At 63.3% G+C, this 23,751-nt stretch carries 23 protein-coding genes; 5 read left to right on the top strand and 18 right to left on the bottom strand.

The window, feature by feature from the left end; all coding sequences use genetic code 11:
* A complete protein-coding gene (locus AB8A33_RS21330) occupies window positions 1-390 on the top strand; it encodes a VOC family protein (RefSeq protein WP_439094601.1) in 390 nt (129 codons plus the stop codon).
* Window positions 391-562: 172 nt separating this feature from the next.
* Here the strand turns inward: AB8A33_RS21330 and mutL are convergent, their stop codons facing one another.
* From mutL to arfB, 3 genes are all read right to left on the bottom strand, one after another.
* Window positions 563-2,383, bottom strand: a complete 1,821-nt coding sequence (gene mutL, locus AB8A33_RS21325) for a DNA mismatch repair endonuclease MutL (RefSeq protein WP_439094600.1) — start codon at window positions 2,381-2,383, stop codon at window positions 563-565.
* Between the two features lie 169 nt (window positions 2,384-2,552).
* Window positions 2,553-2,948 carry a VOC family protein gene (locus tag AB8A33_RS21320; protein WP_439094599.1) on the bottom strand — a complete coding sequence of 132 codons (396 nt, stop codon included), beginning with the start codon at window positions 2,946-2,948 and terminating at the stop codon, window positions 2,553-2,555.
* Window positions 2,949-2,996: 48 nt separating this feature from the next.
* Entirely contained in the window at window positions 2,997-3,413 is a 417-nt protein-coding gene (arfB, locus tag AB8A33_RS21315) for an alternative ribosome rescue aminoacyl-tRNA hydrolase ArfB (protein ID WP_439096001.1), read from the bottom strand.
* A gap of 155 nt (window positions 3,414-3,568) precedes the next feature.
* On the opposite strand from arfB, the gene AB8A33_RS21310 reads away from it, so the two are divergent.
* On the top strand, window positions 3,569-4,252 hold the full coding sequence (locus AB8A33_RS21310; RefSeq protein ID WP_439094598.1) for an ROK family protein: 684 nt from the start codon (window positions 3,569-3,571) through the stop codon (window positions 4,250-4,252).
* On the opposite strand, the gene AB8A33_RS21305 is transcribed toward AB8A33_RS21310, so the two are convergent.
* From AB8A33_RS21305 to AB8A33_RS21270, 8 genes are all read right to left on the bottom strand, one after another.
* Complete coding sequence (locus AB8A33_RS21305) at window positions 4,249-5,151, bottom strand: ketopantoate reductase family protein (protein WP_439094597.1); 903 nt, start codon at window positions 5,149-5,151, stop codon at window positions 4,249-4,251. The genes AB8A33_RS21310 and AB8A33_RS21305 overlap by 4 nt on opposite strands.
* A 9-nt stretch (window positions 5,152-5,160) precedes the next feature.
* Window positions 5,161-6,495, bottom strand: a complete 1,335-nt coding sequence (locus AB8A33_RS21300; protein ID WP_439096000.1) for a M16 family metallopeptidase — start codon at window positions 6,493-6,495, stop codon at window positions 5,161-5,163.
* A gap of 29 nt (window positions 6,496-6,524) precedes the next feature.
* Entirely contained in the window at window positions 6,525-7,922 is a 1,398-nt protein-coding gene (locus tag AB8A33_RS21295) for a M16 family metallopeptidase (RefSeq protein ID WP_439094596.1), read from the bottom strand.
* 129 nt (window positions 7,923-8,051) lie between these two features.
* Window positions 8,052-8,765 (bottom strand): hypothetical protein, encoded by a 714-nt coding sequence (locus tag AB8A33_RS21290; RefSeq protein ID WP_439094595.1) that lies wholly within the window; start codon window positions 8,763-8,765, stop codon window positions 8,052-8,054.
* A 99-nt stretch (window positions 8,766-8,864) separates the two neighbouring features.
* Window positions 8,865-9,362, bottom strand: a complete 498-nt coding sequence (lspA, locus tag AB8A33_RS21285) for a signal peptidase II (protein WP_439094594.1) — start codon at window positions 9,360-9,362, stop codon at window positions 8,865-8,867.
* Window positions 9,359-12,355, bottom strand: coding sequence for an isoleucine--tRNA ligase (gene ileS, locus AB8A33_RS21280; RefSeq protein ID WP_439094593.1), 2,997 nt, complete (start codon window positions 12,353-12,355; stop codon window positions 9,359-9,361). Before ileS ends, lspA begins: the two co-directional genes overlap by 4 nt.
* A 197-nt stretch (window positions 12,356-12,552) precedes the next feature.
* The gene (locus AB8A33_RS21275; protein ID WP_439094592.1) at window positions 12,553-13,089 is read right to left on the bottom strand and encodes a sugar O-acetyltransferase; all 537 of its coding nucleotides are present in this window, start codon (window positions 13,087-13,089) and stop codon (window positions 12,553-12,555) included.
* 20 nt (window positions 13,090-13,109) lie between these two features.
* Window positions 13,110-14,081, bottom strand: coding sequence for a bifunctional riboflavin kinase/FAD synthetase (locus tag AB8A33_RS21270; protein WP_439094591.1), 972 nt, complete (start codon window positions 14,079-14,081; stop codon window positions 13,110-13,112).
* 260 nt (window positions 14,082-14,341) lie between these two features.
* Between AB8A33_RS21270 and AB8A33_RS21265 the strand changes: the two genes are divergently transcribed.
* Window positions 14,342-14,737 (top strand): response regulator, encoded by a 396-nt coding sequence (locus AB8A33_RS21265; protein ID WP_089263591.1) that lies wholly within the window; start codon window positions 14,342-14,344, stop codon window positions 14,735-14,737.
* Between the two features lie 1,057 nt (window positions 14,738-15,794).
* Here AB8A33_RS21265 and AB8A33_RS21260 read toward each other — a convergent pair.
* From AB8A33_RS21260 to AB8A33_RS21245, 4 genes are all read right to left on the bottom strand, one after another.
* Window positions 15,795-16,649: a TIGR01459 family HAD-type hydrolase gene (locus AB8A33_RS21260; RefSeq protein ID WP_439094590.1), complete on the bottom strand. Its 855-nt coding sequence runs from the start codon at window positions 16,647-16,649 to the stop codon at window positions 15,795-15,797.
* Window positions 16,650-16,664: 15 nt separating this feature from the next.
* Window positions 16,665-18,140, bottom strand: a complete 1,476-nt coding sequence (locus AB8A33_RS21255) for an EAL domain-containing protein (protein WP_439094589.1) — start codon at window positions 18,138-18,140, stop codon at window positions 16,665-16,667.
* 153 nt (window positions 18,141-18,293) lie between these two features.
* Entirely contained in the window at window positions 18,294-19,421 is a 1,128-nt protein-coding gene (locus AB8A33_RS21250; RefSeq protein ID WP_439094588.1) for a YihY/virulence factor BrkB family protein, read from the bottom strand.
* Entirely contained in the window at window positions 19,421-20,014 is a 594-nt protein-coding gene (locus AB8A33_RS21245) for a phage holin family protein (RefSeq protein WP_439094587.1), read from the bottom strand. Before AB8A33_RS21245 ends, AB8A33_RS21250 begins: the two co-directional genes overlap by 1 nt.
* A gap of 185 nt (window positions 20,015-20,199) precedes the next feature.
* On the opposite strand from AB8A33_RS21245, the gene hisS reads away from it, so the two are divergent.
* Together hisS and AB8A33_RS21235 are read left to right on the top strand one after the other, a co-directional pair.
* A complete protein-coding gene (hisS, locus tag AB8A33_RS21240) occupies window positions 20,200-21,705 on the top strand; it encodes a histidine--tRNA ligase (protein ID WP_439094586.1) in 1,506 nt (501 codons plus the stop codon).
* 39 nt (window positions 21,706-21,744) lie between these two features.
* Window positions 21,745-21,948, top strand: coding sequence for a tautomerase family protein (locus AB8A33_RS21235; protein ID WP_068731140.1), 204 nt, complete (start codon window positions 21,745-21,747; stop codon window positions 21,946-21,948).
* A gap of 3 nt (window positions 21,949-21,951) precedes the next feature.
* On the opposite strand, the gene AB8A33_RS21230 is transcribed toward AB8A33_RS21235, so the two are convergent.
* From AB8A33_RS21230 to AB8A33_RS21220, 3 genes are all read right to left on the bottom strand, one after another.
* Complete coding sequence (locus AB8A33_RS21230; protein WP_439094585.1) at window positions 21,952-22,743, bottom strand: thioesterase family protein; 792 nt, start codon at window positions 22,741-22,743, stop codon at window positions 21,952-21,954.
* Window positions 22,744-22,858: 115 nt separating this feature from the next.
* The gene (locus AB8A33_RS21225; protein ID WP_439095999.1) at window positions 22,859-23,350 is read right to left on the bottom strand and encodes a DUF3617 domain-containing protein; all 492 of its coding nucleotides are present in this window, start codon (window positions 23,348-23,350) and stop codon (window positions 22,859-22,861) included.
* A 101-nt stretch (window positions 23,351-23,451) separates the two neighbouring features.
* A complete protein-coding gene (locus AB8A33_RS21220; protein WP_439094584.1) occupies window positions 23,452-23,745 on the bottom strand; it encodes a hypothetical protein in 294 nt (97 codons plus the stop codon).
* Between the last annotated feature and the right edge of the window lie 6 nt (window positions 23,746-23,751).

The following is a 23,751-nucleotide window of genomic DNA, read 5'->3' as shown; positions in this document are numbered from 1 at the left end:
ATGTCTACGATCGAATACACTTGGGATCACGTCCATATCCGCACGCCGGACACCGAAGCGACTGCGCAGTGGTTTTCCGACATGCTCGGCGCCGAAATCCTGCGCGCGCCCGGCCGTATCGATATCAGGCTTGGCGGCGGCATGATCTTTCTCGCCCCGGTGACGCCGGAGATGGGCGTCAACCCGCCGCCGGTCACGCCCTATCAGGGCCTCGACCATTTCGGCCTGAAGGTGAAGGACATCGACGCGGTGGCTGCGTCGCTGAAGGCCAAGGGCGTGGAGTTCACCAAGGAGCCGCATACGCTCAAGCCCGGCCTGCGCATCTGCTTCATCCGCGCGCCGCAGGGCGTGTCGATCGAGCTTTTGGAACGCGATCCGAAATATACGTGAGGCTTCCAACCCTCCCCCTTGTGGGGAGGGTCGGCCGAAGGCCGGGGTGGGGGTGTCCCGCGTGACGTAGAGCCTGTGGAGACACCCCACCCGTCTTGATGCTCGCTGAACGCTCGCCTCAATCCACCCTCCCCACTGCGCAGCTACGCTGCTTGGGGAGGGACAAGCAAGCTCACCGTCGCCCGAACAGCTTCTCGATATCGCTGAGCTTCAGCTCGACATAAGTCGGCCGGCCGTGGTTGCACTGACCGGAATTCGGCGTGTTTTCCATCTCGCGCAGCAGTGCGTTCATTTCCTCGGGCCGCAAGCGGCGGCCTGAGCGCACCGAGCCGTGGCAGGCCATGGTCGCGGCCACATGCAGCAGTCGGCGCTCCAGCGGCAGCGCTTCGTCCCATTCGGCCATGTGTTCGGCGAGATCGCGCACCAGCGACGCGGCATTGGTCTTGCCGAGTAGCGACGGCGTTTCGCGGACGGCGATGGCGCCGGGGCCGAAACTGTCGATGGCGAGACCGTAGCTCGCGAGTTCCTCGGCGCGGTCGAACAGTTTCTCCACGATGGCCTCGTCGAGTTCGACGATTTCCGGAATCAGCAGGATCTGCCGCTGCACGCCATTGGCGGCCAGCGAGGCCTTCAGCCGCTCATAGACGATGCGCTCATGTGCGGCGTGCTGGTCGACCACGATCATGCCGTCGCGCGTCTGCGCGATGATGTAGTTCTCATGCACCTGCGCACGCGCAGCGCCGAGCGGCCGGTCGATCAGGTCGGTCTGTGGTGCTTCCTCGAAACGCACATCGGCCGATGGCGTGCCGACATCGAAGGCCGCCTGGCCGGGCTCGGCGAGCGCGGCCGAACCATCGAATGCCGGCATGGCACCGACCGGAAAAGCAGGTGACCGCTTCCAGTCCCAATTGGCATTCGTGCGCGGCGCGAAATTGGGTGCGAAGTTGGGGCGGAACGAGTCCAGCACGGCGCCGTCGCTATTGGCCGCCGTGCGGCGTCCCTCGCGCGCTAGGCCTTCTTTCAGCGCATGCACGATCAGTCCGCGCACCAGTCCGGCATTGCGGAAACGCACTTCGGTCTTGGCCGGATGCACATTGGCATCGACCTCCTGCGGATCGAGCGTGACGAACAGCGCGACGATCGGATGGCGGTCGCGCGGCAGATAATCGGAATAGGCCGCGCGCACCGCGCCGATGATCAGCTTGTCGCGGACCGGACGGCCATTGACGAACAGATACTGCCCGAGCGCATTCGCGCGGGTCAGCGATGGCGCCGCGGCAAAACCTTCGACCACCACGCCTTCGCGCTCGCTGCGCACTTCGATCGCGCTGAGACGAAACTCGGGCCCGAGAATGTCGCCGAGCCGCGTCAACTGTCCGGCCGGGCCGGGCAGGGCCGCGGCCCATGTCACGGGCGCGCGTTCCTCGCCGGCGATGGTGAAGGCGATGTCCGGCCGCGCCATCGCAAGGCGGCGCACCACTTCGCGGATCGCTTCGGCCTCGGTGCGGTCGGTCTTGAGAAATTTCAACCGGGCAGGGGTCGCGTAGAACAGATCGCTGACCTCGACGCGGGTGCCCTGGGACAGTGCGGCCGGCGCGATCGGCGATTTCTCGCCGCCGTCGACCGTGCGCGACCAGGCATGCGGCTCCGAGGCATGTCGCGTGGTGATGCTCAGCCGCGCGACTGACCCGATGGAGGGCAGCGCCTCGCCGCGAAAGCCGAGGGTGCGGATCTGCAGCAGGTCCTCGTCATCGAGCTTCGAGGTGGCGTGGCGGTCTACCGCGAGGGTTAGATCGCCATGGGTCATGCCCCCGCCGTCATCGGTGATGGCGATCTTTCGCCGTCCGCCGCCATCAGTGAAGATCTCGACACGGCTGGCGCCGGCATCGATGGCATTCTCCACCAGCTCCTTCACCACGCTGGCCGGCCGCTCCACCACCTCGCCGGCGGCGATGCGGTTGACGATGGTTTCTGGGAGCTGGCGAACGGGCATGGATCTCGGGGCGTGGTGATGGGTCGGGATTATGTAGGGAACCTCAAGCGCCATTCTATGGCTCCGGGCGCCTGATGTCCCCGCCGCAACCCGCTTTTCCCCGGTTCTGGCTTTCTGTTTTGACGCGTTTTCTTGACGCGAACCGGTATCTACTTCGCTCGAAAACGCTTTAAGCGAATCGGCCGCCCTTCTGGATCACCTCGATCTTGTAGCCATCGGGGTCGGTGACGAAGAAGAATTGCGCCAGTGTGCGGCCCTCATGCTTGAAATCGCGCAGAGGCCCGGGCGCGAGCTTCTCGCGCTCGAAGCGGGCATGTTCCGCCGCCACGTCGTCCACCACGACGGCGAGATGGCCGTAACCGTCACCCAGAACATAGGGCTCGGTACGGTCGAAATTCACCGTCAGTTCGAGTTCGAAGGGCGAGGAGGGGTGGCGCAGATAGATCAGCGCAAAGTCGGGAAATGCGATGCGCTCGGCAATCTCGAGGCCAAAGGCGCGTTTGTAGAAGTCCAGCGCGCGCGCTTCGTCCAACACGCGGATCATCGAATGAACGGGTTTGGCCATCGGGAAATTCCTGGAAAAAGTGGTCTGGCTTGTTGTGTGGGGCGCCGCTCAGTCGTTGAAACGCCCGCCGCGGCCGGCCTTGACGTCGCTGCGGCGCTTCTTGCCGTCGAGGCGGCGCATCTTCGAGCCGAGCGTGGGCTTCGTGGCCCGCCGCGGCGCCTGCCGGAAGGCGGCTTCCTGCATCAGCTCCACCAGCCGTTCGATAGCGTCGGCCTTGTTGCGCTCCTGGGTCCGGAAACGCTGGGCGTGGATCACGATCACGCCGTCCTTGGTCATGCGCTGGCCGGCGAGGGTCCGCAGCCGGATCGCGGTGTCCTCCGGCAGCGTCAGCTTGCGGCTGTCGAAGCGCAATTGCGCGGCGGTGGAGACCTTGTTGACGTTCTGCCCGCCAGGTCCGGACGCGCGCACGAAGACGATCTCGATGTCGTCTTCGTCGATGGCGATGGAGCGGGTGATCCGGAGCAGCATTCTGTCTCCGTAGCACAGGATACCGCGTTTTGCTTGGTGCCCCCGTGCGCTTGATCGCAGATCGCAAAGATATGCCCGGGACATAGCGGCAATGCTGGAACTGGCGCCCTGCCGAGGCTTATCGTTGCACCATCAGTCAATCCGGACGTCTCATGACCAAGACCCCCCGCAATATTCTCACCATCGATATCGGCGGTACCCATGTGAAGGTGATGACCAGCCGTGAAGGGATCAAACGCGAATTCGAATCCGGTCCAGACCTGTCCGCGAAGGAAATGGTGCGCAAGGTCAAGGCACTGACCAAAGACTGGCGCTATGACGTCGTCTCTGCCGGCTATCCCGGTCCGGTGGCCGGCAATCGTCCGCTCAAGGAGCCACACAATCTCGGTGCGGGCTGGAAAGGTTTCGATTTCGAGCGGGCATTCCGTAAGCCCATCAAACTCGTAAACGACGCCATGATGCAAGCGGTCGGCAGCTATGATGGCGGCCGGATGCTGTTTCTCGGCCTCGGCACCGGACTGGGTGCGGCCATGATCATCGATGGTCTGTCTGAGCCGATGGAGCTGGGCCATCTGCCGTATCGCCACAAGACATTTGAGGATTATGTCGGCGCGGCCGGCCTCAAGCGATTGGGCAAGAAGAAGTGGCGGCAGCGCGTGGCTGATGTCGTTGCTGATCTGACGGCTGCGCTTGAGCCCGATTATACGGTGCTCGGCGGTGGCAATGTGGGGATGCTCGACAAACTCCCGCGCAAGACCCGGCGCGGCGACAACGCGAATGCGTTCAAAGGCGGCTTCCGGCTCTGGGATCCACCGAAGCCCGTGAAGCGCCGCTAGGCGCGCCGCGATCCGCTGCGCTCGACCAGCTTCACCATCACCTGCAGCGCATGGTTGGTCGGCGTCGGAATGCCGTGCTCGGCGCCTTTCCGGACAATGAAGCCGTTGAGGAAGTCGATTTCCGATGGCTTGCCGCGGGCGAGATCCTGCGATGTCGAGGATTGCTGAAGCGGCATGCTGGCGGCGAGGGCGAGTGCCTTGTCGAGGAGGTCGGCGGGCAGCGACACGCCGCAGGCGCGCGCCACTGCCATGCATTCCACGACGGCATTGGTGACGATGTCAGGCACGCCCTGGACCTTGAACATCTCGCCATAGGCAATGCCGGCCACCGCCGAGAGCGCGTTATAGGCGCAGTTGTTGATGAGCTTCGACCACTGCACCGCGTCGATATCGCCGGCGACGGCGGTCGGCACGCCGGCGTCAGACAGCAGCTTCGCCAGCGCGTCGCTCTCGGGCGAGGCTCCGATGATCAGCTCACCGCGTCCGTTGTGCTTCACATGACCGGCACCCGGCATCTCGGCGGCCACATAGACGGCTGCAGCGATCACCGGCTGGCTGAGGATGGCGCGCAGGCGCTCGGGATTGTCGACGCCGTTCTGCAGGCTCAGCACGATGGAATTGGCTTTGAGCACAGGTTTGAGCGTGGCCGCTGAACTGTCCGTATCGCCGGACTTCACGGCGAACAGAACGAGATCCGGCGGCGCGAGATCGGCGATCTGCGTCACCGCCTTCGCCGGAATGAAACCGTCGAACTCGGCGCTCTCGAACCGAAGGCCGCGTGCATTGATGGCATCGACATGGGTCTGGCGTCCGACCAATGTCACGTCATGGCCGGCGCGCAGCAGCTTGGCGCCGTAGTAGCAGCCAACCGCGCCGGCGCCGATCACCGCGATCTGCACGTCGGCGCCTCAGTTTGCCTTCGGTGCCGGGGCCACCGGCGCTGCGGCTGCCTGAGGCGCGCGGCCGACGACGACGGTCAGCAGCCCGTCTGCCCACAGCTTCTTGGCCGCAGCCTTGGCCTGATCCAGCGTCACGGCATCGACCACGGCATTGCGCTTCTCGATGTAATCGATAGGCAGCTTGTCGAGCTGATATTGCAGCAGCGCGCTGGCCAGCTTCGACGAGGTGTCGAGCGCCAGCATCTGCGAACCCTTGAGATATGACTTCGCTTCATCCAGCTCGCGCTGGGTCGGGCCCTGCTCGGCCATGCGTTTCACTTCGCTGGTCACGGTATCGACCGTCTCGGTGGCGCGGTCGGCGCGAGTCGCGGTGCTGCCGATATAGATGCCGGAATGCTGCATCCACAGCAGCGAGCCACTGACGGAATAGACCAGGCCGCGCTTCTCGCGCACTTCGTGATACAGTCGCGACGACAGTGTGCCGCCGCCGAGGATGTGATTGACGATATAGGCGGCCATGAAGTTCGGATCGTCGCGTTTGACGCCGGGGCTGCCGAAGGTGATGACCGTCTGCGGTACGTCCAGCGTCACGGATTCCTTCTGCGGCGGCTTGGCCGCTGTGACTTCCGGGACCGGCGTCAACGTGGCCTTGGCGGGCAGGCCACCGAAGGTCTTGTCCAGCAATGTCGCGAGCGTGTCGGGATCGACGTCGCCGACCACGGCAATCTTCAGCGTGTCCTTTGCGACGATGCGTTGCTTGTAGGCCTTGATGTCGTCGACATTGATGGTCGGCACATCGGTCAGGCTACCATTGGATGGCCGGCTGTAGGGATGGTCGCCGAAGGCCATCTGCAGAAACTTGCGCGTCGCCAGCGAATTCGGGTTCGAGGTTTCGCGGCGCAGGCCGGACATGATCTGCGCGCGGATGCGCTCCACATCGGGGGCGTCGAAGCGTGGTGACGTCAAAGCGAGGCGGGCGAGGTCGAACGCCTCGTCACGATGCTCTTTCAGCATGCGCAGCGAGCCACGCAGGTAATCGCGCTGGGCGTTGAAGTTGAGCTCGATGGCGCGGCGTTCCATGCGATCGCGGAAGGCCGAGGAATCGAGATCTCCCGCGCCTTCGTCCATCAGGCTGGCCACCATGTTGGCGGTGCCGGATTTATCCTTCGGATCCTGTGCCGCACCGCCACCGAACGCATATTCCATCGCGATCAGGGGAACGGTTGCATCCTGCACGAACCAGGCTTCGATGCCGCCTGGCGTCACGAGCCGCTGCACTTTGGCTGCGGCGAAAGACGGCGTCACCGTCAGGGTGACGAGTGAGAAGGCGGTGGCGACGGCAATGCCGAGGCGGCCGGCGTTGAAGATGATGCTCACGACCGCTTCTCCTCGCGCTTCGGCGCAGATGTATCCTTGACCAGATAGCCGGTGACCGAGCGCTTCTTGTCGAGCCAGGTCTGTGCGGCTGCGCGCACCTGTTCCGCGGTGACCGCCTTGATGCGGTCGGGCCAGCTACGGATGTCCTCGACGCTGAGGCCCGTAGTGAGTGCCGCGCCGTACCAGCGCGCCAGCGAGGCCTGGCTGTCCTGCGCATAAGTGGCTTCGGCGACGAGCTGCGTCTTGACGCGTTCGAGGTCGGCAGCCGGCACCGGGTTGGTCGCGAGGTCGGCGATCACGGCGTCGATGGTCTTCTCGATGTCGGCGAATTCGGCGCCCGGCTTCGGCGAGGCCGAGATCAGGAACTGTGCGCTGTCGAGGGCCGTGCCCTGGTAGCTGGCACCGGCATTGATCGCGAGCTGTTTGTCGATGACGAGGGCGCGGTAGAGATATGAGTTCGCGCCGCCGCCAATCAACTGGCCAAGCACATCGAGTGCCTGGCTCTCGCCGGCCGCAGCGGTGGTTGCCGACGGCACCAGATAGTAGCGGCGCAGGCTTGCCTGTTCGACACGCGGATCGGAGAGCGTCACCGTGCGCGGCGCGGCGGGCGTCGGCTCCTGTGGGCGCATGCGGCGTTCGGGGATCGCCGGCTGTGCCGGGACCACGCCATAGGTGCGCTCCACCATCGGGCGGATCTCCTGCGGGTCGACATCGCCGGCGATGATCAGCGTCGCATTGTTGGGGGCGTAGAAGCGCTTGTAGAAGGCGAGTGCGTCCTCGCGGTCCAGCTTCTCGATCTCCTGATGCCAGCCAATGATCGGGCGGCCATAGGGATGGTTGAGATAGAGCGCGGCCATGATCTGCTCCGACAGCCTTGCATCCGGGCTGTTGGCGACGCGCATGTTGTATTCTTCCAGCACGACGTCGCGCTCGGGCAGCACGTTCTCGTCCTTCAGCACCAGGCCGGTCATGCGATCGGCCTCGAATTCCATCATCTTGCCGAGCTGGTCCTTGCTGATGCGCTGGTAGTAGCCGGTATAGTCGGTCGAGGTGAAAGCGTTCTCCTCGCCGCCGACGCGCTGCACGGTCTGGGAGAATTCACCGACCGGATGTTTCGCGGTGCCCTTGAACATCAGATGTTCGAGGAAATGCGCCAAGCCTGATTTGCCGGGCGTCTCGTCGGCCGAGCCGACCTTGTACCAGATCATCTGCGTCACGACGGGCGTGCGGTGATCCTCGATCACGACAACCTGCATGCCGTTATCGAGCTTGAACGTGGTTGGCGGCTTCGCCGTCACCGTCTGTGCGCGGGCGCCCGATATCGCAAAGGCGGGAGCAAGCAGCAAAGCGACGACTGCGACGGATCGTGCGGCAAGTCGGAATGATGAGGTCATGGCGGGGCTAACAGCTCCAAAGCATGGGGAAAGGCGTGACCAAGCCATCGCGCGGGATACATCCGCGCGTGCAGGCTGATCGCAGTGAAAGGACGTCTTTGGAATGGCGGCGCAACTGGAGCGCTGCGATCAGAACTTACCTGTCATCGGGTTCAGGTTGTAATCGTTCTTCATGGTTTCCTTCGGCCCGGTGCCATAGGCATAGCCCGAGGCAGGCGTCTGGTAACCGGCAGGCGGCTGGGTCAGCGAATCGCGCGTGGGCTCGCCCTTGAATTCGGCGGTCTCACCCTTGTTGCTGCCGAACATGTTCTTGAACAGGCCGCCTTCATAGCCGAGCTGTTTCGGGCTCAGCACGATGTTCTTGTTTGGGTCGCCTGGCGAGGAATTGTCCACGGCAGCAGACGCGCCACGTGCGCGCTTCGGCGCCATCTCGCGCGGGGTCAACGGACGCGCAGCTTCCAGCACTTCTTCGGGGCGCCCGCGCTGCGCAGCGACGGCAGCCGCCCGGCGCTGCTGCACATCGGGGTCCTTCGGCCAGTTCGCGACAGGCGCGGGGCCCCTGGCATCCGGCGGCGGCAGGTCGATCTTCGGCGGGACCACCAGCGGCGAGCGCTCGCGGTAGTCGATGCCGGTGTTTTCCATGTTGGTGCCACCAAGGCCAGTCATGATCTGCTTGATCACTTTCTGTTCGACGGTGGAGTCATCGTCATCGTCGTCGGCTGCGCGTACAGCGCCTGCCGACATCACGAGACCAACGCTAAGGGCAACGGCGGTAAGGCGCAGGGCGCGCATCCAGGCGCCCGATGAAGTGTGCAGAGCCCAACCGGTTTCGGTCTCGCGCATCGTGTTCATCCTGTTCAAATATCTGGCGGATCGGCAAGAATCCGAGAATTCTGGTGCGGTTCCGCTGGTATCGCCCTTGGCCTTGCGTATCGGCTGGGATCAGGGCGCTTTTGCGGCGGGTACCGTGAAGAAAGAGTCATACAGCAGGGCCGCTACACCGGCAACAATGGCGACATCGGCAAGGTTAAACACGTACCAGTTGTAGGTCTTGCCGGCGATTTCGACGTGCAGGAGGGCGAAATCGACCACGGCGCCATAGGCGAACCGGTCGATGGCATTGCCGATCGCGCCCCCGATGATCAGCCCCAGCCCGATCGTGGCCAGTCTGGTCTCCGATTTCGCCATCCAGATCGCCAGCGCCACCACCGCGATCGCCTTGATGGCCACCAGCACGACCTGACCGGTCGGGCCGGAATCCGAGAACCAGCCGTAGCTGATGCCGGTATTCCAGGCCAGGACGAGATCGAAGAACGGCGTGATCCTGACCAGGCCGCGATGGCCGAGATCGAAGCCATAGAGCAGCCACAGCTTCGTCGCCTGATCGAGGATCAGGACGACGATGGCTGCGATCAGCCCGGAGCGGACGGCTGGTTTCAAACAGCCACTCCCAGCGCCTTCCACTCCCGCAGCGCCTGCGCATCGCGCGGGGTGACGTCGGGATAGTCTTTGTCCTCGCCGACCGTGGGCAGGATCTTCCAGGAGCGGGCGCATTTGGTGCCGACGGCCTTTTCGACCACCACGGCCACGCCCGGCACGTCGTTCAGCGTGAAGGCGCCTGCGGGCGCTTCGGCATTGGTCAGCATCGCATTCGAGGTGATGCAGATCTCCGCGAGATCGACGTCGGCCAGAATGGCGAAGATCGCCTTGTCGGTGACATGGATCAGCGGCGAGGCTTCCAGCGATGAGCCGATGTTCTTGGCAGCACGCTCGACTTCCAGCGCGCCGGTGACGACCCGGCGCACATTGCGGATGGTCTCCCACTTCGCGGCGAGCGCGTCGTTGCGCCATGCCGGCAGCGTCTTCTGGAACGGTTCGAGATGCACCGATACGGCCGCACTGCCGTAGCGCGACAGCCACGCTTCCTCGGCGGTGAAGCTCAGAATGGGTGCGAACCAGGTCACGATCGAGCGGAACAGGTAGTCGATCACGGTCAGTGACGCCTTGCGTGTCACCGACGACGGCGCGTCGCAATACAGCGTGTCTTTGCGGATGTCGAAATAGAACGCCGACAGTTCGGTGTTCATGAAGGCGGCGAGCGTGGCCACCACCGTCTTGTAGTCGAAATCGGCATAAGCCTGTCGCACAACACCGTCGACTTCGGCGAGGCGATGCAGCATCAGCCGCTCGAGCTCCGGCATGTCGTCGGCCTTGACGCGATCCTCGTCGTGGAAATGCGCGAGGCTGCCGAGCATCCAGCGCACGCTGTTGCGCAGCTTGCGATAGGTCTCGATGGTGTTCTTGATGATCTCCGCACCGATGCGCTGGTCATCGGCATAATCGGTGGCGCAGACCCATAGCCGCAGGATGTCGGCGCCGGAGTCCTTGATGATCTTCTGCGGCTCGATGGTATTGCCGATCGATTTCGACATCTTGCGGCCGTTTTCGTCGAGCGTGAAGCCGTGAGTCAGTACGACGTCGAAGGGCGCACGGCCGCGGGTGCCGCTGCTCTCCAGCAGTGACGACTGGAACCAGCCGCGGTGCTGGTCGGAGCCTTCCAGATACATGACGGTGTCCGCGCCGCCCTGGGCCTTGCGCTTGATGCCGGCAAGGCCGGGGAAGTGCACGGGGTCTTCGAGCACGAAGGCGTGTGTGGAGCCTGAGTCGAACCAGACGTCGCAGATGTCGTCGACCTTCTTCCACTCTTCATTGGCAAGCGAGCCGAGGAAATGCTCGCGCGCGCCTTCGGCATACCAGGCGTCGGCGCCTTCCTTCTCGAACGCGTCGGAAATGCGCTTGTTGACGGCCTCGTCCTGCAGGATCTCAGCGGAGCCGTCGCCCTTCTCGCGCACGAACACCGCGATCGGCACGCCCCAGGCGCGCTGGCGCGAGATCACCCAGTCGGGCTTGGTGTTGATCATGCCGTTGATGCGGTTCTGGCCGGTGGCCGGCACCCATTGCGTAACCTTGATGGCTTCGAGGGCACGGTGACGCAGCGTGTCGCCGGACTTTGCCTTGCCGTCGTCCACGATGTCCTTGTCCATCGCGATGAACCACTGCGGCGTGTTGCGATAGATCACCGGCTTCTTGGAGCGCCACGAATGCGGATATTGATGCTTCAGGCGCGCGCGCGCCACCAGCATGCCGCGCTCGACCAGCGCCTTGATGACGGCCTCGTTGGCGTCGCCCTTCTCGCCCTTGTCGTTGATCACGCGCGTGCCGGCGAAGCCCGGCGCCTGTTCGGTCAGCGCGCCGTTCTCGTCGACGGTGTAGGGGATCGTGGTGGCGATGCCGCGCTCGGTGAGCTGGCGGCCATTCGATGTCCAGATATCGAAGTCGTCGCGGCCGTGGCTTGGCGCGGTATGCACGAAGCCGGTGCCGGTATCGTCGGTGACGTGATCGCCGTCGAGCAGCGGCACGATGAAGTCATAGCCGCCGGCGAGACCCTTGAGCGGATGACGGCATTCCAGATCCTCGAGGATGTCCGAGGACAGCTCGCTGCTCTTCTTCCATGACGTCACGCGCGCCTGCTTGAACACGCTCTCGGCCAGCGCGTCTGCGAGGATCAGCAGATCGCCGGTCTTCAGCCAGTTGTCCTCCGGCGCCTCGGTGACCTCATAGAGGCCATAGGCGATCTTGCTGGAGAACGAGATGGCGCGGTTGGCCGGCAGCGTCCACGGTGTGGTGGTCCAGATCACCACAGCGGCTTTGGCAAGCCGGCCGAATTCGGCGGCGACGGGGAATTTCACCCACACCGCATCCGACGTGTAGTCCTCGTATTCGACTTCGGCTTCGGCCAGCGCGGTCTTCTCGACCACGCTCCACATCACAGGCTTCGATCCGCGATACAGCGTGCCGTTGGCGGCGAACTTCATCAGCTCGCGCGCAATCTGCGCCTCGGCGAAATAGTCCATGGTGGCATAGCGGCCGGCCCAGTCGCCGATGATGCCGAGGCGCTTGAATTCCTCGCGCTGGATGTCGAGCCACTTGTTGGCATAGGCGCGGCATTCCTGGCGGAACGCGATCATCGCCGCGCCGTCCTTGAAGTTCGGCTTGGTCTTGCCCTTGGAGCGGTAGTTCTCTTCCTCGATCTTCCATTCGATCGGCAGGCCGTGACAGTCCCAGCCGGGCACGTAGTTGCTGTCGAAGCCCAGCATCTGCTGGCTCTTGGTCACCACGTCCTTGAGGATCTTGTTGAGCGCATGCCCGATATGGATGTTGCCATTGGCATAGGGCGGGCCGTCATGCAGCACGAATTTCGGCTTGCCCTTCGCGGTCTCGCGGAGCTTGCCGTAGAGGTCGATCTCGTTCCAGCGCGCCAGCATTTTCGGCTCGCTGGTCGGCAGGCCTGCGCGCATCGGGAACTCGGTCTGCGGCAGGTAGAGGGTCTTGGAATAGTCGTGCGTATCGGATTTGGCGGGCTTGTCGGACATAATGGCTCTGGCTTGCTCGAATGGCGCTGAAACGCGTGAAAACGCGATGAAACTGGACGGTCCCGGTCTTGCGCCGAGCGAAGCTCAGGCGGAAGCCGGGCCGATAATGCTTATGATGGGGCGCCGTGCAGACATCCGGCACTCAATAGCAGCCGGAACAGGGATCGCAAAGCGTCCTAACGGGGTTTTGACGCCGATCAGGCCTGCTTGCCGATTGGCCGGGCGGGATTGCCTGCCACGGTCTGGTTCGGGGCAACATCCCGGGTCACCACGCTGCCGGCCCCGATCACGGCGCCGTCACCGATGGTCACGCCGGGCACGATGATGGCCCCGCCGCCGATCCAGACATCGGCGCCGATTTTGACCGGCCGGCCGAATTCCAGTCCGCTGCGGCGGGTCTCGGCGTCCCGGGGATGGTCGGCAGCGTAAATCTGCACGGCCGGGCCGATTTGCGTCCGGTCGCCGATGGAGACCGCGACGATGTCGAGGATCACGCAATTGAAATTCAGGAAGACGTTGTCGCCGAGATGAATGTTGTAGCCGTAGTCGCAGAAGAACGGCGGCCGGATGACGCAGTCGGCGCCGACTTTGCCGAAATGCTCGGCGAGCAGTGTCCGTCGTTCGGCGACAGGCCGGTCCAATTGCGCGTTGTATTTCGCGAGCCAGGCCTTGTTGGCCTTCTCGTCAGCGACCAGTTCGGGGCTGCCGGGGCGATAGAGTTCGCCCGCCAGCATTTTCTGCTTTTCGGTCCTGGTCAGTCGATGTCTCCCAGCTTCGGAAACGCATCCGGTGCGGCTGCCAGCGCGGCCCGCGCTTTGGTGCTGTCGTCGTCCATCTGGCGGATCAGCGGTTCGATGCCCTCGAATTTCATTTCATCGCGGATGAAGGCAATGAAGGCGACGTCCAGTGTCTGGCCGTAAAGGTCGCCCTTGAAGTCGAACAGGAACACTTCGAGCAGAGGCGCGCCGTTGTCGAAGGTCGGGCGGCGGCCGAACGACGCAACGCCGTCGAAGCGCTCGTTTCCGCGGCCAACCCGCACGGCGTAGATGCCGTGCTTGAGGCCGCAATTGGTATTCAGGCGGATATTGGCGGTGGGATAGCCGAGGTCGCGGCCGAGCTTATTGCCGTGGATGATTTCGCCAGTAATGAACCACGGCCCGTTCAGCATCTCCGTGGCCTCGGTGACCTGGCCCTCAGCCAAGGCCATGCGGATGGCCGTCGAAGACACCGGGCGCTCATCGATATCGATATGCGGCTGGATGTCGACTTCGATGCCGAGGCGCGGCGCTTCGTTGGCCAGCAGGCTGGGCGAACCGACGCGGCCTTTGCCGAAATGAAAGTCGTAGCCGACGGCGATGCCGCTGATGCCGAGACGCTCAATGAGATCGTGGTGAATGAAGTCTTGCGCCGTGGTGCTGGCGCGTCCCTTGTCGAAGGTCATGACGACGGCGCCGGCGAGGCCGGTTCCCGCCAGCAGGCGCAGCTTGGCGGCTTCGTCAGAGAGCCGGAACTGCGGCGTGTTCGGGCTGAAGAAACTGCGCGGATGCGGCTCGAAGGTCACCGCCAAAGCGCTTGTTTTATGCAGTTTCGCCATGCGTAACGCAGCACCGATGACCGCGCGGTGGCCGAGATGGACGCCGTCGAAATTACCCATTGCCACGACGCATCCGCGCGGGATGGCATTCGCAGGCGTTGTGTCGCGGATTACGGTGAAGGCAGTCGTCATGATTGGATTCGTTGATGGTTTTGGCAGGTGAGGGACCGTGGCGCGCCGGCCGCCTCGAAGTCAAGCGGAGGTAAAATCGGCTTTCTTCTCGAATTTGACGAATTTCGCGCCATGGGGCGGTTAACTGGAAATTTAACCCACCCTGCTAATTCTTGCTCCGGGCCGCGGACAGCAATACTCGCCAATCCCGGTTGGAACGGTTTGCCTGACGGCAAATATCATTTTTTGCATTTGCGTATCGTGCCTCAGGGGGAATGAAGATGGCGGTTGATTTGTCGATGACGGTGCTGGTGGTGGACGATTACAACACCATGATCCGCATCATTCGCAATCTTCTGAAGCAGCTTGGTTTCGAACACATCGACGATGCCAGCGATGGCTCGATGGCGCTGGAAAAGATGCGTACCAAGAAGTACGGCCTGGTGATTTCCGACTGGAACATGGAGCCGATGACGGGCTACGACCTGCTCAAGGAAGTCCGCGCCGACCCCAACCTGTCGCAGACCCCTTTCATCATGATCACGGCGGAATCCAAGACCGAGAACGTGATTGCCGCCAAGAAGGCCGGCGTGAACAACTACATCGTCAAGCCGTTCAACGCGGCGACGCTGAAGACCAAGATCGAAGCCGTGTTCCCGGACACCGTGCCGGCGTAAGCCGCGCAGCTTCGTTCTTCGGAGCTTTTGAGTTTCATAATGCCCGGCCTTGTGCCGGGCATTTTGCGTTTCGGCTCCCTCTGTCATTCCGGGGCGCACGAAGGCGGCGAAGCCGCTGCAGTGCGAACCCGGAATCTCGATATGTTCAGCGCAAAAACACGCCGGGATTCCGGGTTCGCGTCCGGCAAGTGCCGGCCGCGCCCCGGAATGACGAGTGTGGGGCGGCAGGACAGTGCCAAAACATTTATTCCTATTGTTCGTTGACGATATCCCTTTCTTGATTATATTCCCCTTTGTCCTGCCCCACCGAGAGGGGCGATCGCGATCGTCACGTTCGCGGGGTGGGATGCGGTGGACGCCGGAGATGCGGCGTTACGCGGTTTGGGGGTGACGTCTGTCTTCGGGCAGGACGGATCTGCGCCAGCACTGCCACTGGCAAGGAGACGGCTAGCCTTGGGATGGAAAGACCCCTGGACAGTGTGACGGACGACCAAAGTCAAAACGCGTTCGGCCTATTCGCTTGAGGCTCCCTTCCCATCGCCTTGGGACTTTAATTCGGTGATCGGATCGTTCGCTGAGGCAAAGTGCAAGCAAGTCGAAAAAACACCGCAGGCGGAACGCTGGGCACTTGCCTGACGCTTCCGAAAGTTCTGATGCACTCACAATTGCGGAAGACCGCATTCGCATCAGGCCCAAGGGTGCAACGGGCACCCGGCGTTCCGCACGCCCTCTTTCAGGAGGGTGGGAATGCGAAACACGACGGCGCCCCCGCGCCGCAAACAACAGGGGCGATGACGCATGTCTGAAGAGCAGTGGCTGTTTGACATTCACATCTGCGATGGCGCTCTGGCGCCGGAGGAATCCCTCCCTCAAGCATTGCGTAGCAATGCGCCGTGGGGAGGGTCGGCCGAGCGAGGCGATGCGCAGCATCGACGAAGTGGAGGCTGGGGTGGGGTGCCTCCGCGAACTCGATGCGTGTGGCACCACCCCCACCCGACCGGCCCTTGGCCGGCCACCCTCCCCACGCAAGTGCGGGGGAGGGAGAAGTCGCCTCAACTCACCACTTCAATTCACGCATCAGCGCCTTCGGCGGATGGCCGAACAGTTCCTTCACCTCCGCGGCGCCCATCTGTTCGATGCCTTCGAAGTCGCCGGCATGGATGCCACGGGTGACGAACAGCAGGTCGATGCCAAAGGCATGCGCGCCGGTGAGATCGGTGCGCACGGAATCGCCGATCGCCAGCACACGATCCAGTGCCGTGTCCTTGCCGCGCTTCGCCTTGGCCAGCGCCATGGCCTGATCGTAGATCGGTCGATGCGGCTTGCCATAGAAAATCACCTCGCCGCCCATCTCGCGATAGAGTTCAGCGACCGCGCCGGCGCAATAGATCAGGCGATCGCCGCGCTCGACGATGATGTCGGGATTGGCGCATACGAGCGTCAGCTTGCGCGCCAGCGCCTCGTTCATCATGTCGCGATAGTCGTCGGCGGATTCGGTCTCGTCGTCGAACAATCCGCTGCACACGATGTAATCGGCCTGTTCGAGCTGGGTGAGCTTCACATCGAGGCCGCGATGGATCGAACTATCGCGGTCCGGTCCGATCAGATACATCGCCTGACCCGGCCGGCCTGCGACGAAATTGCGCGTGAGGTCGCCGGACGAGACGATCGCATCATAGACGTCGTCGGCGACGCCGAGCTTGCGGAGCTGCCGCTGCACAGAGTCTGCCGGCCGCGGCGCATTGGTGATCAGGACCACCGTACCGCCCTTGGCGCGAAACGTATGCAGCGCCGCGCAGGCCTCGGGGAACGACTCGAGGCCGTTATGGACGACGCCCCAGATGTCGCTGAGGACGACGTCGACATTGCCCGTGAGATCGCGCAAGCGCTCGGCGAAACGTAGTGTGGTCATTGGATTGAGAGCCGTTCAGTTCGGGCCGGTGGCGCGGCGCGCCAGCGCGGCATTGCCGGTGGAGCGCGGCGGCTCAGGCCGCGGAGGCGTGGTTGGGGCAGATCTCACTGGGCCATTGGGGTCCGTGGGTGCCTTGGCGAGTTCCTTGATAGCAGGATTTGGCGCACCGCCATTGGCCGGAGTTTCCGGCCGGAGCGGACGGGGCGCCGCGAAAAGGAAGCCTTGCCCGAACCGGACGTCGAAGTCGAGCAGGTCGACCACGGCCCGTTCGCCCTCGATTCGCTCGGCGATCAGGTCGATTCCGAAGCGGCCGAGCAGATCGGACAGATCGGCGGGGTGAATGTCGGAATTCGAGCTATGTTTGGGGTCCAGCAACAGCGACGCCGGTACCTTGATAAAGCGAACGCCGCGATCGGCGAGGTCGCGCGGCTCGATCCGCAGATCCGTAACGTGATCGATCGAGAACCGGTAGCCGCGCTGCGCGAGTGCGGCGAGGTGCTCGCTCTCGATCGGGCCAAGATTGCGCAGCACGCTCTGCTTGAATTCCAGCACGAAAGACGGCGCCAGCGCACGATTGGCCTCGAGGAAGTCGATGCATTGCGCGAAGGTCTCGGCATTCGACAGGGTCGCGCCAGCCATGTTGCAGAATACGCCGACATCCTTGTTGCGCACCATCAGGCGGCGCAGCACCTGCATGCAGCGCAGCAGCACGATGTGATCGATCTGGCCCATCAGGCCCGCGGCTTCTGCGGGACCGATGAAATCGTCGGCGGCGATCACCTGATCCTTGTCGTCGCGCAGCCGCGTCATCGCCTCGTAGAAGCGCACCTTGCGCTGCGGCAGTGTGACCATCGGCTGCAGATAGATGTCGATGCGGTTGTCGGCGATGGCATTCTTCACCATGGCGGTGAACTGCGCATTATCGCGCGCAGGCACTGGCTCCGGCCTGACGATGATCGCAGGTGCCGTCGGCGTCACGGTGTCTTCGGCAACCTCGACGGCGGGCGGCACATGGGCAGCGGTCACGGCTTTGACCGGCGGCGATGGCGGCGCGATCGCCGCCGAAACAGTCGCCGGCGCAGGCATAGCGGTCAGCATGTCTTCGTGGGTGGCGACCGATGTGGCGAGTTGCTTCACCAGCGCGCCCAATTCGCCGATCTCGCCGGCGACGGTCTGGATACGGTCCTGATTGGCAGTGCCGGCGGATGCAATCTTGCTCTCGACCACCGCGAGCCGGCGGCCGAATTCGGCGACCTGCCGGGCAAGGTCGGCGGTGCCACGCGACAGGTCGGTGATCTGGCCGGTGGACTCGGCGCGGTCTTTGATGCGCATCGACACCGCGTTGTAGAGGATCATTACGGTCAGCGCTGTCAGTGCGACGATGGCCGACTCATAGCCGCTGATGCCGGCGATCGCATACAGCACCAGGCCAAGCGAAGCTGAGACCAGCACCATGCATACGCCGACAAAAATCGTGGAGATGCGGATCATAACGCGCGCAACATCCTCAAATCCAAACTCCTGCACGGCACGACAAAGGTCCGGCCGCGAGCGCTCCCGGCGCTAAGTACCCGGCCAACCTTAGCATTATTGTTGATTCGGAAAGCAGGGCTGGGAGAACTTGCCCACCGGTGCTTTTGCACCTCAGGCGCTGGCGCGGCCGAGCGTATCAGCCATGGCCGCGCCGCGCGCGCCCATCGGTCGTCCCGGTCCGACGGTGGTATCCACGGCGGTCTGGTGCTCGATCTCGGAATTCAGTTCGGCCCCGCACAGAACGATGATGGCGGACATCCACATCCACATCATCAGGCCGATGGCGGCACCGAGCGAGCCGTAAGTGACGCTGTAATTGCCGAAATTCGACAGGTACCAGGACAACAGCGCCGAGCCGGCGAGCCAGAGCAGGGCCGCAGCGAGGGTGCCGATGCTGAGCCATTCCCAGCGCGCGCCGGGGCGGCTCGGGCCGAACCGGTAGAGGATGCCGAGCGCCAGCACCACAATGAGCAGCAAGAGCGGCCAGCGGGCGAGGCTGATGATCATCTTGCTGTCGGTCGCGAGACCTATCCGGTCCAGCGTCAGAGGTAGCGCGACGACGGCGCTGACCATCAGCAGCAGGGCGGCAATGGCGCCGGTGGTGAAAGCGAGCGAGAGCATATTGAGCTTGATGAAGCTGCGCTTCTCGCGCTCGCCATAGACGACATTGAGTGCATCGATCACGGCCTTCACGCCGGCATTGGCGCTCCACAGCGCCAGCGCAAGGCCGAACAGGAAGGTGAGGCCGAGTTTGGCTTGCCCATTGGCGAGCACGCGCGCGATCTGGTCCTGCACGATCTGGAACGAGCCATCCGGCAGCATCAGCGCCAGCGTCTGCAGATTGTCGGAGATCGTCGAGGCATCGGCGAACAGCCCGTAGCAAGAGACCAGCGCAGTGATCGCCGGAAACACGGCGAGCAGGCCGAAGAATACGACGCCGGCCGCAATGGCCAGCAACCGGTCCTCATTGATCTGCTCATAGGTACGCCACAGCACGTCCTTCCAGCCCTTCCATGGAATCTGCAGGGGACTGGACGATTGCCGCCCGCGGCCGGACTGAGCGAGTTCGCGGGTGAATGTCGCCAGCGGCGGGATGTCGGTGTCGCCGATCGGTTGCGGCTCATCGACAACGGACCTCTCTACCGTGCGCGCCGAGAAAAAGCTCTGCAACGCGAGCACGGCAAAGGTCGTCGCTGCCACCAGCAGCAGACTGTCCGTGTCGGATCGGCGGACGGCCATCAGGCGTGCGCTTTGCTCGCTGGTCTGCGGGCAGGGGCTGGCTGCGCAAGGCTGCGGCGGCGGGCGAAAGCCCAGCCGGCAAGCGTCGCGGCTAGAACGAGGCCGGCTTTGACGGGGCCACTGTTTGGCACGGGCTGTGCGGAGCGCGTACTCGGCCTGAATTCATTGGGCGCGGCCGCGCGATGCGGTGCGGCCGATGTGACCTGCTCATGCTTGCCGGGGCTCGCATTGATCGCGACGCGGAGCCGGCTGCCGAGGCTGGGAAACTGTTTCATCGGGCGTTTCAAACGGCTCGCCGCAAGGACCGCGAAGAGGGCCGCGAGTATCAGCAGCAATCCGCCGATTGCGCCAAAGGCCTGAAACAGCCCGTAGTGCAGTTCGATCCAGCGAAACAGGGCGGCGACGCCGACGAGCAAGGTGGCGATCAGAAAGACGCCTGCGGCCGCATAAAGTCCCGCAGCGACCGCATAGGACACCGCGATGCCCTGGGTCTGCTCACTGCGGTCACGGATATAGGACGACGTGGCGCGCTTGACCTGATTGAGCTTGAGCGCGAGCCCTGTTCGCACCAGGGCGCTTGCGAGCGGTGGCATATGGAAAGCCTCGTTCTGCGCCGGCCAAATTATGAATGTTGCGGCGACCGGCATTTGAAATTGAACGGGGAGGCATGACGAAGGTTCCGCCGTGGCGTTATCCTAGGGGGCGATAGACGGCCCGAATCCGCTTAGCTGCCAGCGCTGCGCTTGCCGGTTCCTGCCTGCGCTGGTACCACGCCGCCATGAGCGAAAAGTCTGAAAAGCCCAAAAAACCCCAGAAACTGCGCGCGCGTCTGCCGCGTGGCCTTGGCGACCGCGGACCGGCCGATATCGCCGCGACCCGGCGCATGACCGACACCATCCGCGAGGTCTATGAGCGCTACGGCTTCGAGCCGGTCGAGACCCCGACCATGGAATTCACCGACGCGCTCGGCAAATTCCTGCCCGATCAGGACCGGCCCAATGAAGGCGTGTTCTCGTTTCAGGACGACGACGAGCAGTGGATCTCGCTGCGCTACGACCTGACCGCGCCGCTGGCGCGCTATGTTGCCGAACATTGGGATGCGCTGCCGAAGCCGTATCGCAGCTATCGCGCCGGTTACGTCTATCGCAACGAGAAGCCGGGTCCCGGCCGTTTCCGCCAGTTCATGCAGTTCGATGCCGACACAGTCGGTTCGGGTTCGCCAGCGGCCGATGCCGAGATGTGCATGATGGCGGCGGACGCCATGGAAGCGCTTGGTATTCCGCGTGGCAGCTATGTGGTGCGCGTCAATAATCGCAAAGTGCTCGACGGCGTGATGGAGAGCATCGGCCTCGGCGGCGCCGAGAACGCCGGACGCCGGCTCACCGTGCTGCGCGCCATCGACAAGATGGACAAGTTTCCGCCCGACGAGATCAAGAAGCTGCTCGGTCCCGGACGTTGGGATGGCGGCGAGGAAGGCAAGGGCGATTTTACCAAGGGCGCCGGTCTTTCAGCGGAAGATTCCGAAACCGTGCTGCGCAGCCTCGATGCTGCAAGCGAAGCAACGCCGAAGCTCGACGGCTCGGAAGCCTACAAGCAGGGTCGCGCCGAACTCGATGAGATCGCGAAATTGATCACTGCAGCCGGCTATGGCGAAGATCGTATCAAGATCGATCCCTCCGTCGTCCGCGGCCTCGAATACTACACCGGCCCGGTCTACGAAGTTGAGCTCACACTCGAAACTAAAGACGAGAAGGGCCGCCCGGTGCGCTTCGGCTCGGTTGGTGGCGGTGGCCGTTACGACGGTCTCGTATCTCGTTTCCGCGGCGAGCCCGTGCCGGCCACAGGATTCTCCATCGGCGTGTCGCGCCTGCAGGCGGCGCTGACGTTGCTTGGCAAGATCGACGCCACGCCGGCCTTTGGCCCGGTGGTTGTGACCGTGTTCGATCGCGAGCGCGTCGCCGATTATCAGAAGATGGTCGCAAGCCTGCGCAATGCCGGCATCCGCGCCGAGCTCTATCTCGGCAATCCCAAGAGCATGGGCAATCAGCTGAAATATGCCGATCGGCGCAATTCACCCTGCGTGATCATTCAAGGCTCCGACGAAAAGGCGACCGGCGAAGTGATGCTGAAGGATCTGATCCTCGGTGCCGGACTGTCGGATCTGGAAGGCGATCGCGAGGCCTATCTGCAGAAGCAGGCAGATGCACAGACCAAGATCGCGGAAAACGATCTCGTGAGCGCGGTCCGCAAGATTCTCGACAAGCACGGCGTGAAGTGGAATTAATCCACGCGCCAATAATTGGTAGAGCAATGGGAGACATCAATGCCTGAGATCACGATCAACCTGGCCGCCGGCCGCACCGACGAGCAGAAGAAGGGCATGATGCTCGACATCACCCAGGCGCTCGTGAAGAACCTCGGCGTCACCGCCGATGCCGTCGTCATCCAGATCAACGAAGCGCCGCTCAACAACAAGATGAAGGGTGGCCAGACCTTCGTCGAGCGCGCAGCCGCTGCGAAGAAGTAAGTTCTACCCGAACACTGCAACATTCTGACGGCTGGCCATGATTGGCTGGCCGTTTCGATTCCACAGGGTCATTGCCTGGCTGGAATAACCGCCGGCGATCTGCTCGGCGACATTGTGGATCAGCCACCAGCCGTCATCGGTCGTGATCTTGTCGGTCAGCATGTCGATCGACCAGGTCATGGTCGAGATCGGCGAGGGCGCCTTCGAGCGTGCCGAGGCTGCCGGTGGCGGCGCATCGGCCAGAGCAAGCAGGGCGACCAGCGAAGGCTTTATCGCTGGCTCGCGGTGCCGCAGCCACAGCGTCATCTGTGGATCTTCGCTGCCGCTGAACGGCGGCGAGCCGCTGACGTAACGCCCTTCGATATGCTGCACGAAGCGCAAGGTTGGTGGGGCGCTCTTGAAAAAGTCAGGGCAAGTCTCCGGCGCCTTGAGTTCCGGCGTTCCGATGGCGACATGCGAGAAAGCGGATTCTCTGGCAGCACCGAAACAGAACATCGCCCGTGTCGCGAGACCCGCTTCGCCGATCAGATCGACATTGGCGAACAGCGTCGACTTGCCCTTGCGCAGCATGCTCGCCTTCAACCGCAACTGCCCCGATGCCGGGCCGATGAAGGCGATTTGTGCGGAGCGCAGCGGCGGCACATCGCCGAACTCATTCAGTGCGGCCTGCATGCACAGCGCAGAGGCCAGCCCGCCATAGACAGTGCGGCCCTGCAGCCAGTCGTCGCTGACATTCGCCGTCCAGCCGTCGCCGGACTTGGCCATGCCGGCCATCAATGCGGTAAATTCGGTCATTGCGTGTTCCTGATGTTTCCTGTCGCCGGCGTCGTAGCGCGCCATTGGGATGATTAGCATCATCTATAGCGGGGAACGCAGCAGCGGGAAACATCGCGTCAGCGGGCGCGCGGCTCTATTGCGGCCGGTGCATGCCCTTCATCTTCTCCATGTCCTTGACATTTATCTTCATGCCGCCGGGCATCATGATGTCGCCGGGCTTCTGGTCCGACTTGCAGGCGCCGAGCCATTTGGCTTCCAGCTGTGTGGTGCTGTCGCCCGCATTGGCCTTGGCGCCGCCCGTGCTCTGCGACGTGATCTTCATCGTATAGGCAGAATTGAAATCGCCGGTGATCTCGGCATGCGACGTGCTGGTGGTGCCGCCGATATTACAGACCGAATCCGTGACATAGCCCGTCGCGGTCTTCTTCATCTCGTTCTTCGAACACATGTCCTTCGCCATTGGCGAGAAGGTGGTGTTCATGGACTTGTCGGTGGTCTCGTCGGTGCAGTGCTGCATCGTCATGCCGGGCATCCCGGCGCTGCCCTGCATCTTCATTTCCCAGAGCCCGGCCTTGCGTGCCGGCAACTCGATGGGATCGGCGATGGAGGGGATTGCCCACAACATCGCAGTCGCGCTCAAAACGGAAATGTTCAACCGTGAAACATAGCGTCGCATCATGCTTGGTTCTCCCCAAGCCGATGAGACGCTGTGTCGCGTAAAAAGGTTCAGTAGCGAACGCGGAGCGGCCGATCCGAGGCGCCATAGGGCACCCAGCGGCAGGCGAACGAGACGTAGGCGCCATATTCCTGCGGTGCGCTCAGGAATTTCACGACCTTGCCGTAACGCGCGCAATGATCGATCGCGAGGGCGCGAATATCGGTCTGGCTGATCAGGGATGTGGAGATGATGCCGCCGGTGTCGTTGCCCTTGAATGGCGGCACCCAGTCGGCCTGGGCCGCGCTGCTCATGATCGCACTGCTCACACCTGCAGCCAAAATCGCCAACCGAATCATTCGCATCACCGT

This window comes from Tardiphaga sp. 813_E8_N1_3, assembly GCF_051811025.1.
Lineage (GTDB): Bacteria > Pseudomonadota > Alphaproteobacteria > Rhizobiales > Xanthobacteraceae > Tardiphaga.
This window is presented reverse-complemented; position numbering and strand designations above follow the sequence as displayed.

What these genes read in the sequence shown, in the direction of transcription:
- AB8A33_RS21330 (WP_439094601.1), top strand. Translation starts at nt 1, where the DNA reads ATGTCTACGATCGAATACACTTGGGATCACGTCCATATCCGCACGCCG.
- mutL (WP_439094600.1), bottom strand. Translation starts at nt 2,383, where the DNA reads ATGCCCGTTCGCCAGCTCCCAGAAACCATCGTCAACCGCATCGCCGCC.
- AB8A33_RS21320 (WP_439094599.1), bottom strand. Translation starts at nt 2,948, where the DNA reads ATGGCCAAACCCGTTCATTCGATGATCCGCGTGTTGGACGAAGCGCGC.
- AB8A33_RS21310 (WP_439094598.1), top strand. Translation starts at nt 3,569, where the DNA reads ATGACCAAGACCCCCCGCAATATTCTCACCATCGATATCGGCGGTACC.
- AB8A33_RS21295 (WP_439094596.1), bottom strand. Translation starts at nt 7,922, where the DNA reads ATGACCTCATCATTCCGACTTGCCGCACGATCCGTCGCAGTCGTCGCT.
- AB8A33_RS21290 (WP_439094595.1), bottom strand. Translation starts at nt 8,765, where the DNA reads ATGCGCGAGACCGAAACCGGTTGGGCTCTGCACACTTCATCGGGCGCC.
- ileS (WP_439094593.1), bottom strand. Translation starts at nt 12,355, where the DNA reads ATGTCCGACAAGCCCGCCAAATCCGATACGCACGACTATTCCAAGACC.
- AB8A33_RS21275 (WP_439094592.1), bottom strand. Translation starts at nt 13,089, where the DNA reads ATGCTGGCGGGCGAACTCTATCGCCCCGGCAGCCCCGAACTGGTCGCT.
- AB8A33_RS21270 (WP_439094591.1), bottom strand. Translation starts at nt 14,081, where the DNA reads ATGACGACTGCCTTCACCGTAATCCGCGACACAACGCCTGCGAATGCC.
- AB8A33_RS21265 (WP_089263591.1), top strand. Translation starts at nt 14,342, where the DNA reads ATGGCGGTTGATTTGTCGATGACGGTGCTGGTGGTGGACGATTACAAC.
- AB8A33_RS21260 (WP_439094590.1), bottom strand. Translation starts at nt 16,649, where the DNA reads ATGACCACACTACGTTTCGCCGAGCGCTTGCGCGATCTCACGGGCAAT.
- AB8A33_RS21255 (WP_439094589.1), bottom strand. Translation starts at nt 18,140, where the DNA reads ATGATCCGCATCTCCACGATTTTTGTCGGCGTATGCATGGTGCTGGTC.
- AB8A33_RS21250 (WP_439094588.1), bottom strand. Translation starts at nt 19,421, where the DNA reads ATGGCCGTCCGCCGATCCGACACGGACAGTCTGCTGCTGGTGGCAGCG.
- AB8A33_RS21245 (WP_439094587.1), bottom strand. Translation starts at nt 20,014, where the DNA reads ATGCCACCGCTCGCAAGCGCCCTGGTGCGAACAGGGCTCGCGCTCAAG.
- hisS (WP_439094586.1), top strand. Translation starts at nt 20,200, where the DNA reads ATGAGCGAAAAGTCTGAAAAGCCCAAAAAACCCCAGAAACTGCGCGCG.
- AB8A33_RS21235 (WP_068731140.1), top strand. Translation starts at nt 21,745, where the DNA reads ATGCCTGAGATCACGATCAACCTGGCCGCCGGCCGCACCGACGAGCAG.
- AB8A33_RS21230 (WP_439094585.1), bottom strand. Translation starts at nt 22,743, where the DNA reads ATGACCGAATTTACCGCATTGATGGCCGGCATGGCCAAGTCCGGCGAC.
- AB8A33_RS21225 (WP_439095999.1), bottom strand. Translation starts at nt 23,350, where the DNA reads ATGTTGTGGGCAATCCCCTCCATCGCCGATCCCATCGAGTTGCCGGCA.
- AB8A33_RS21220 (WP_439094584.1), bottom strand. Translation starts at nt 23,745, where the DNA reads ATGCGAATGATTCGGTTGGCGATTTTGGCTGCAGGTGTGAGCAGTGCG.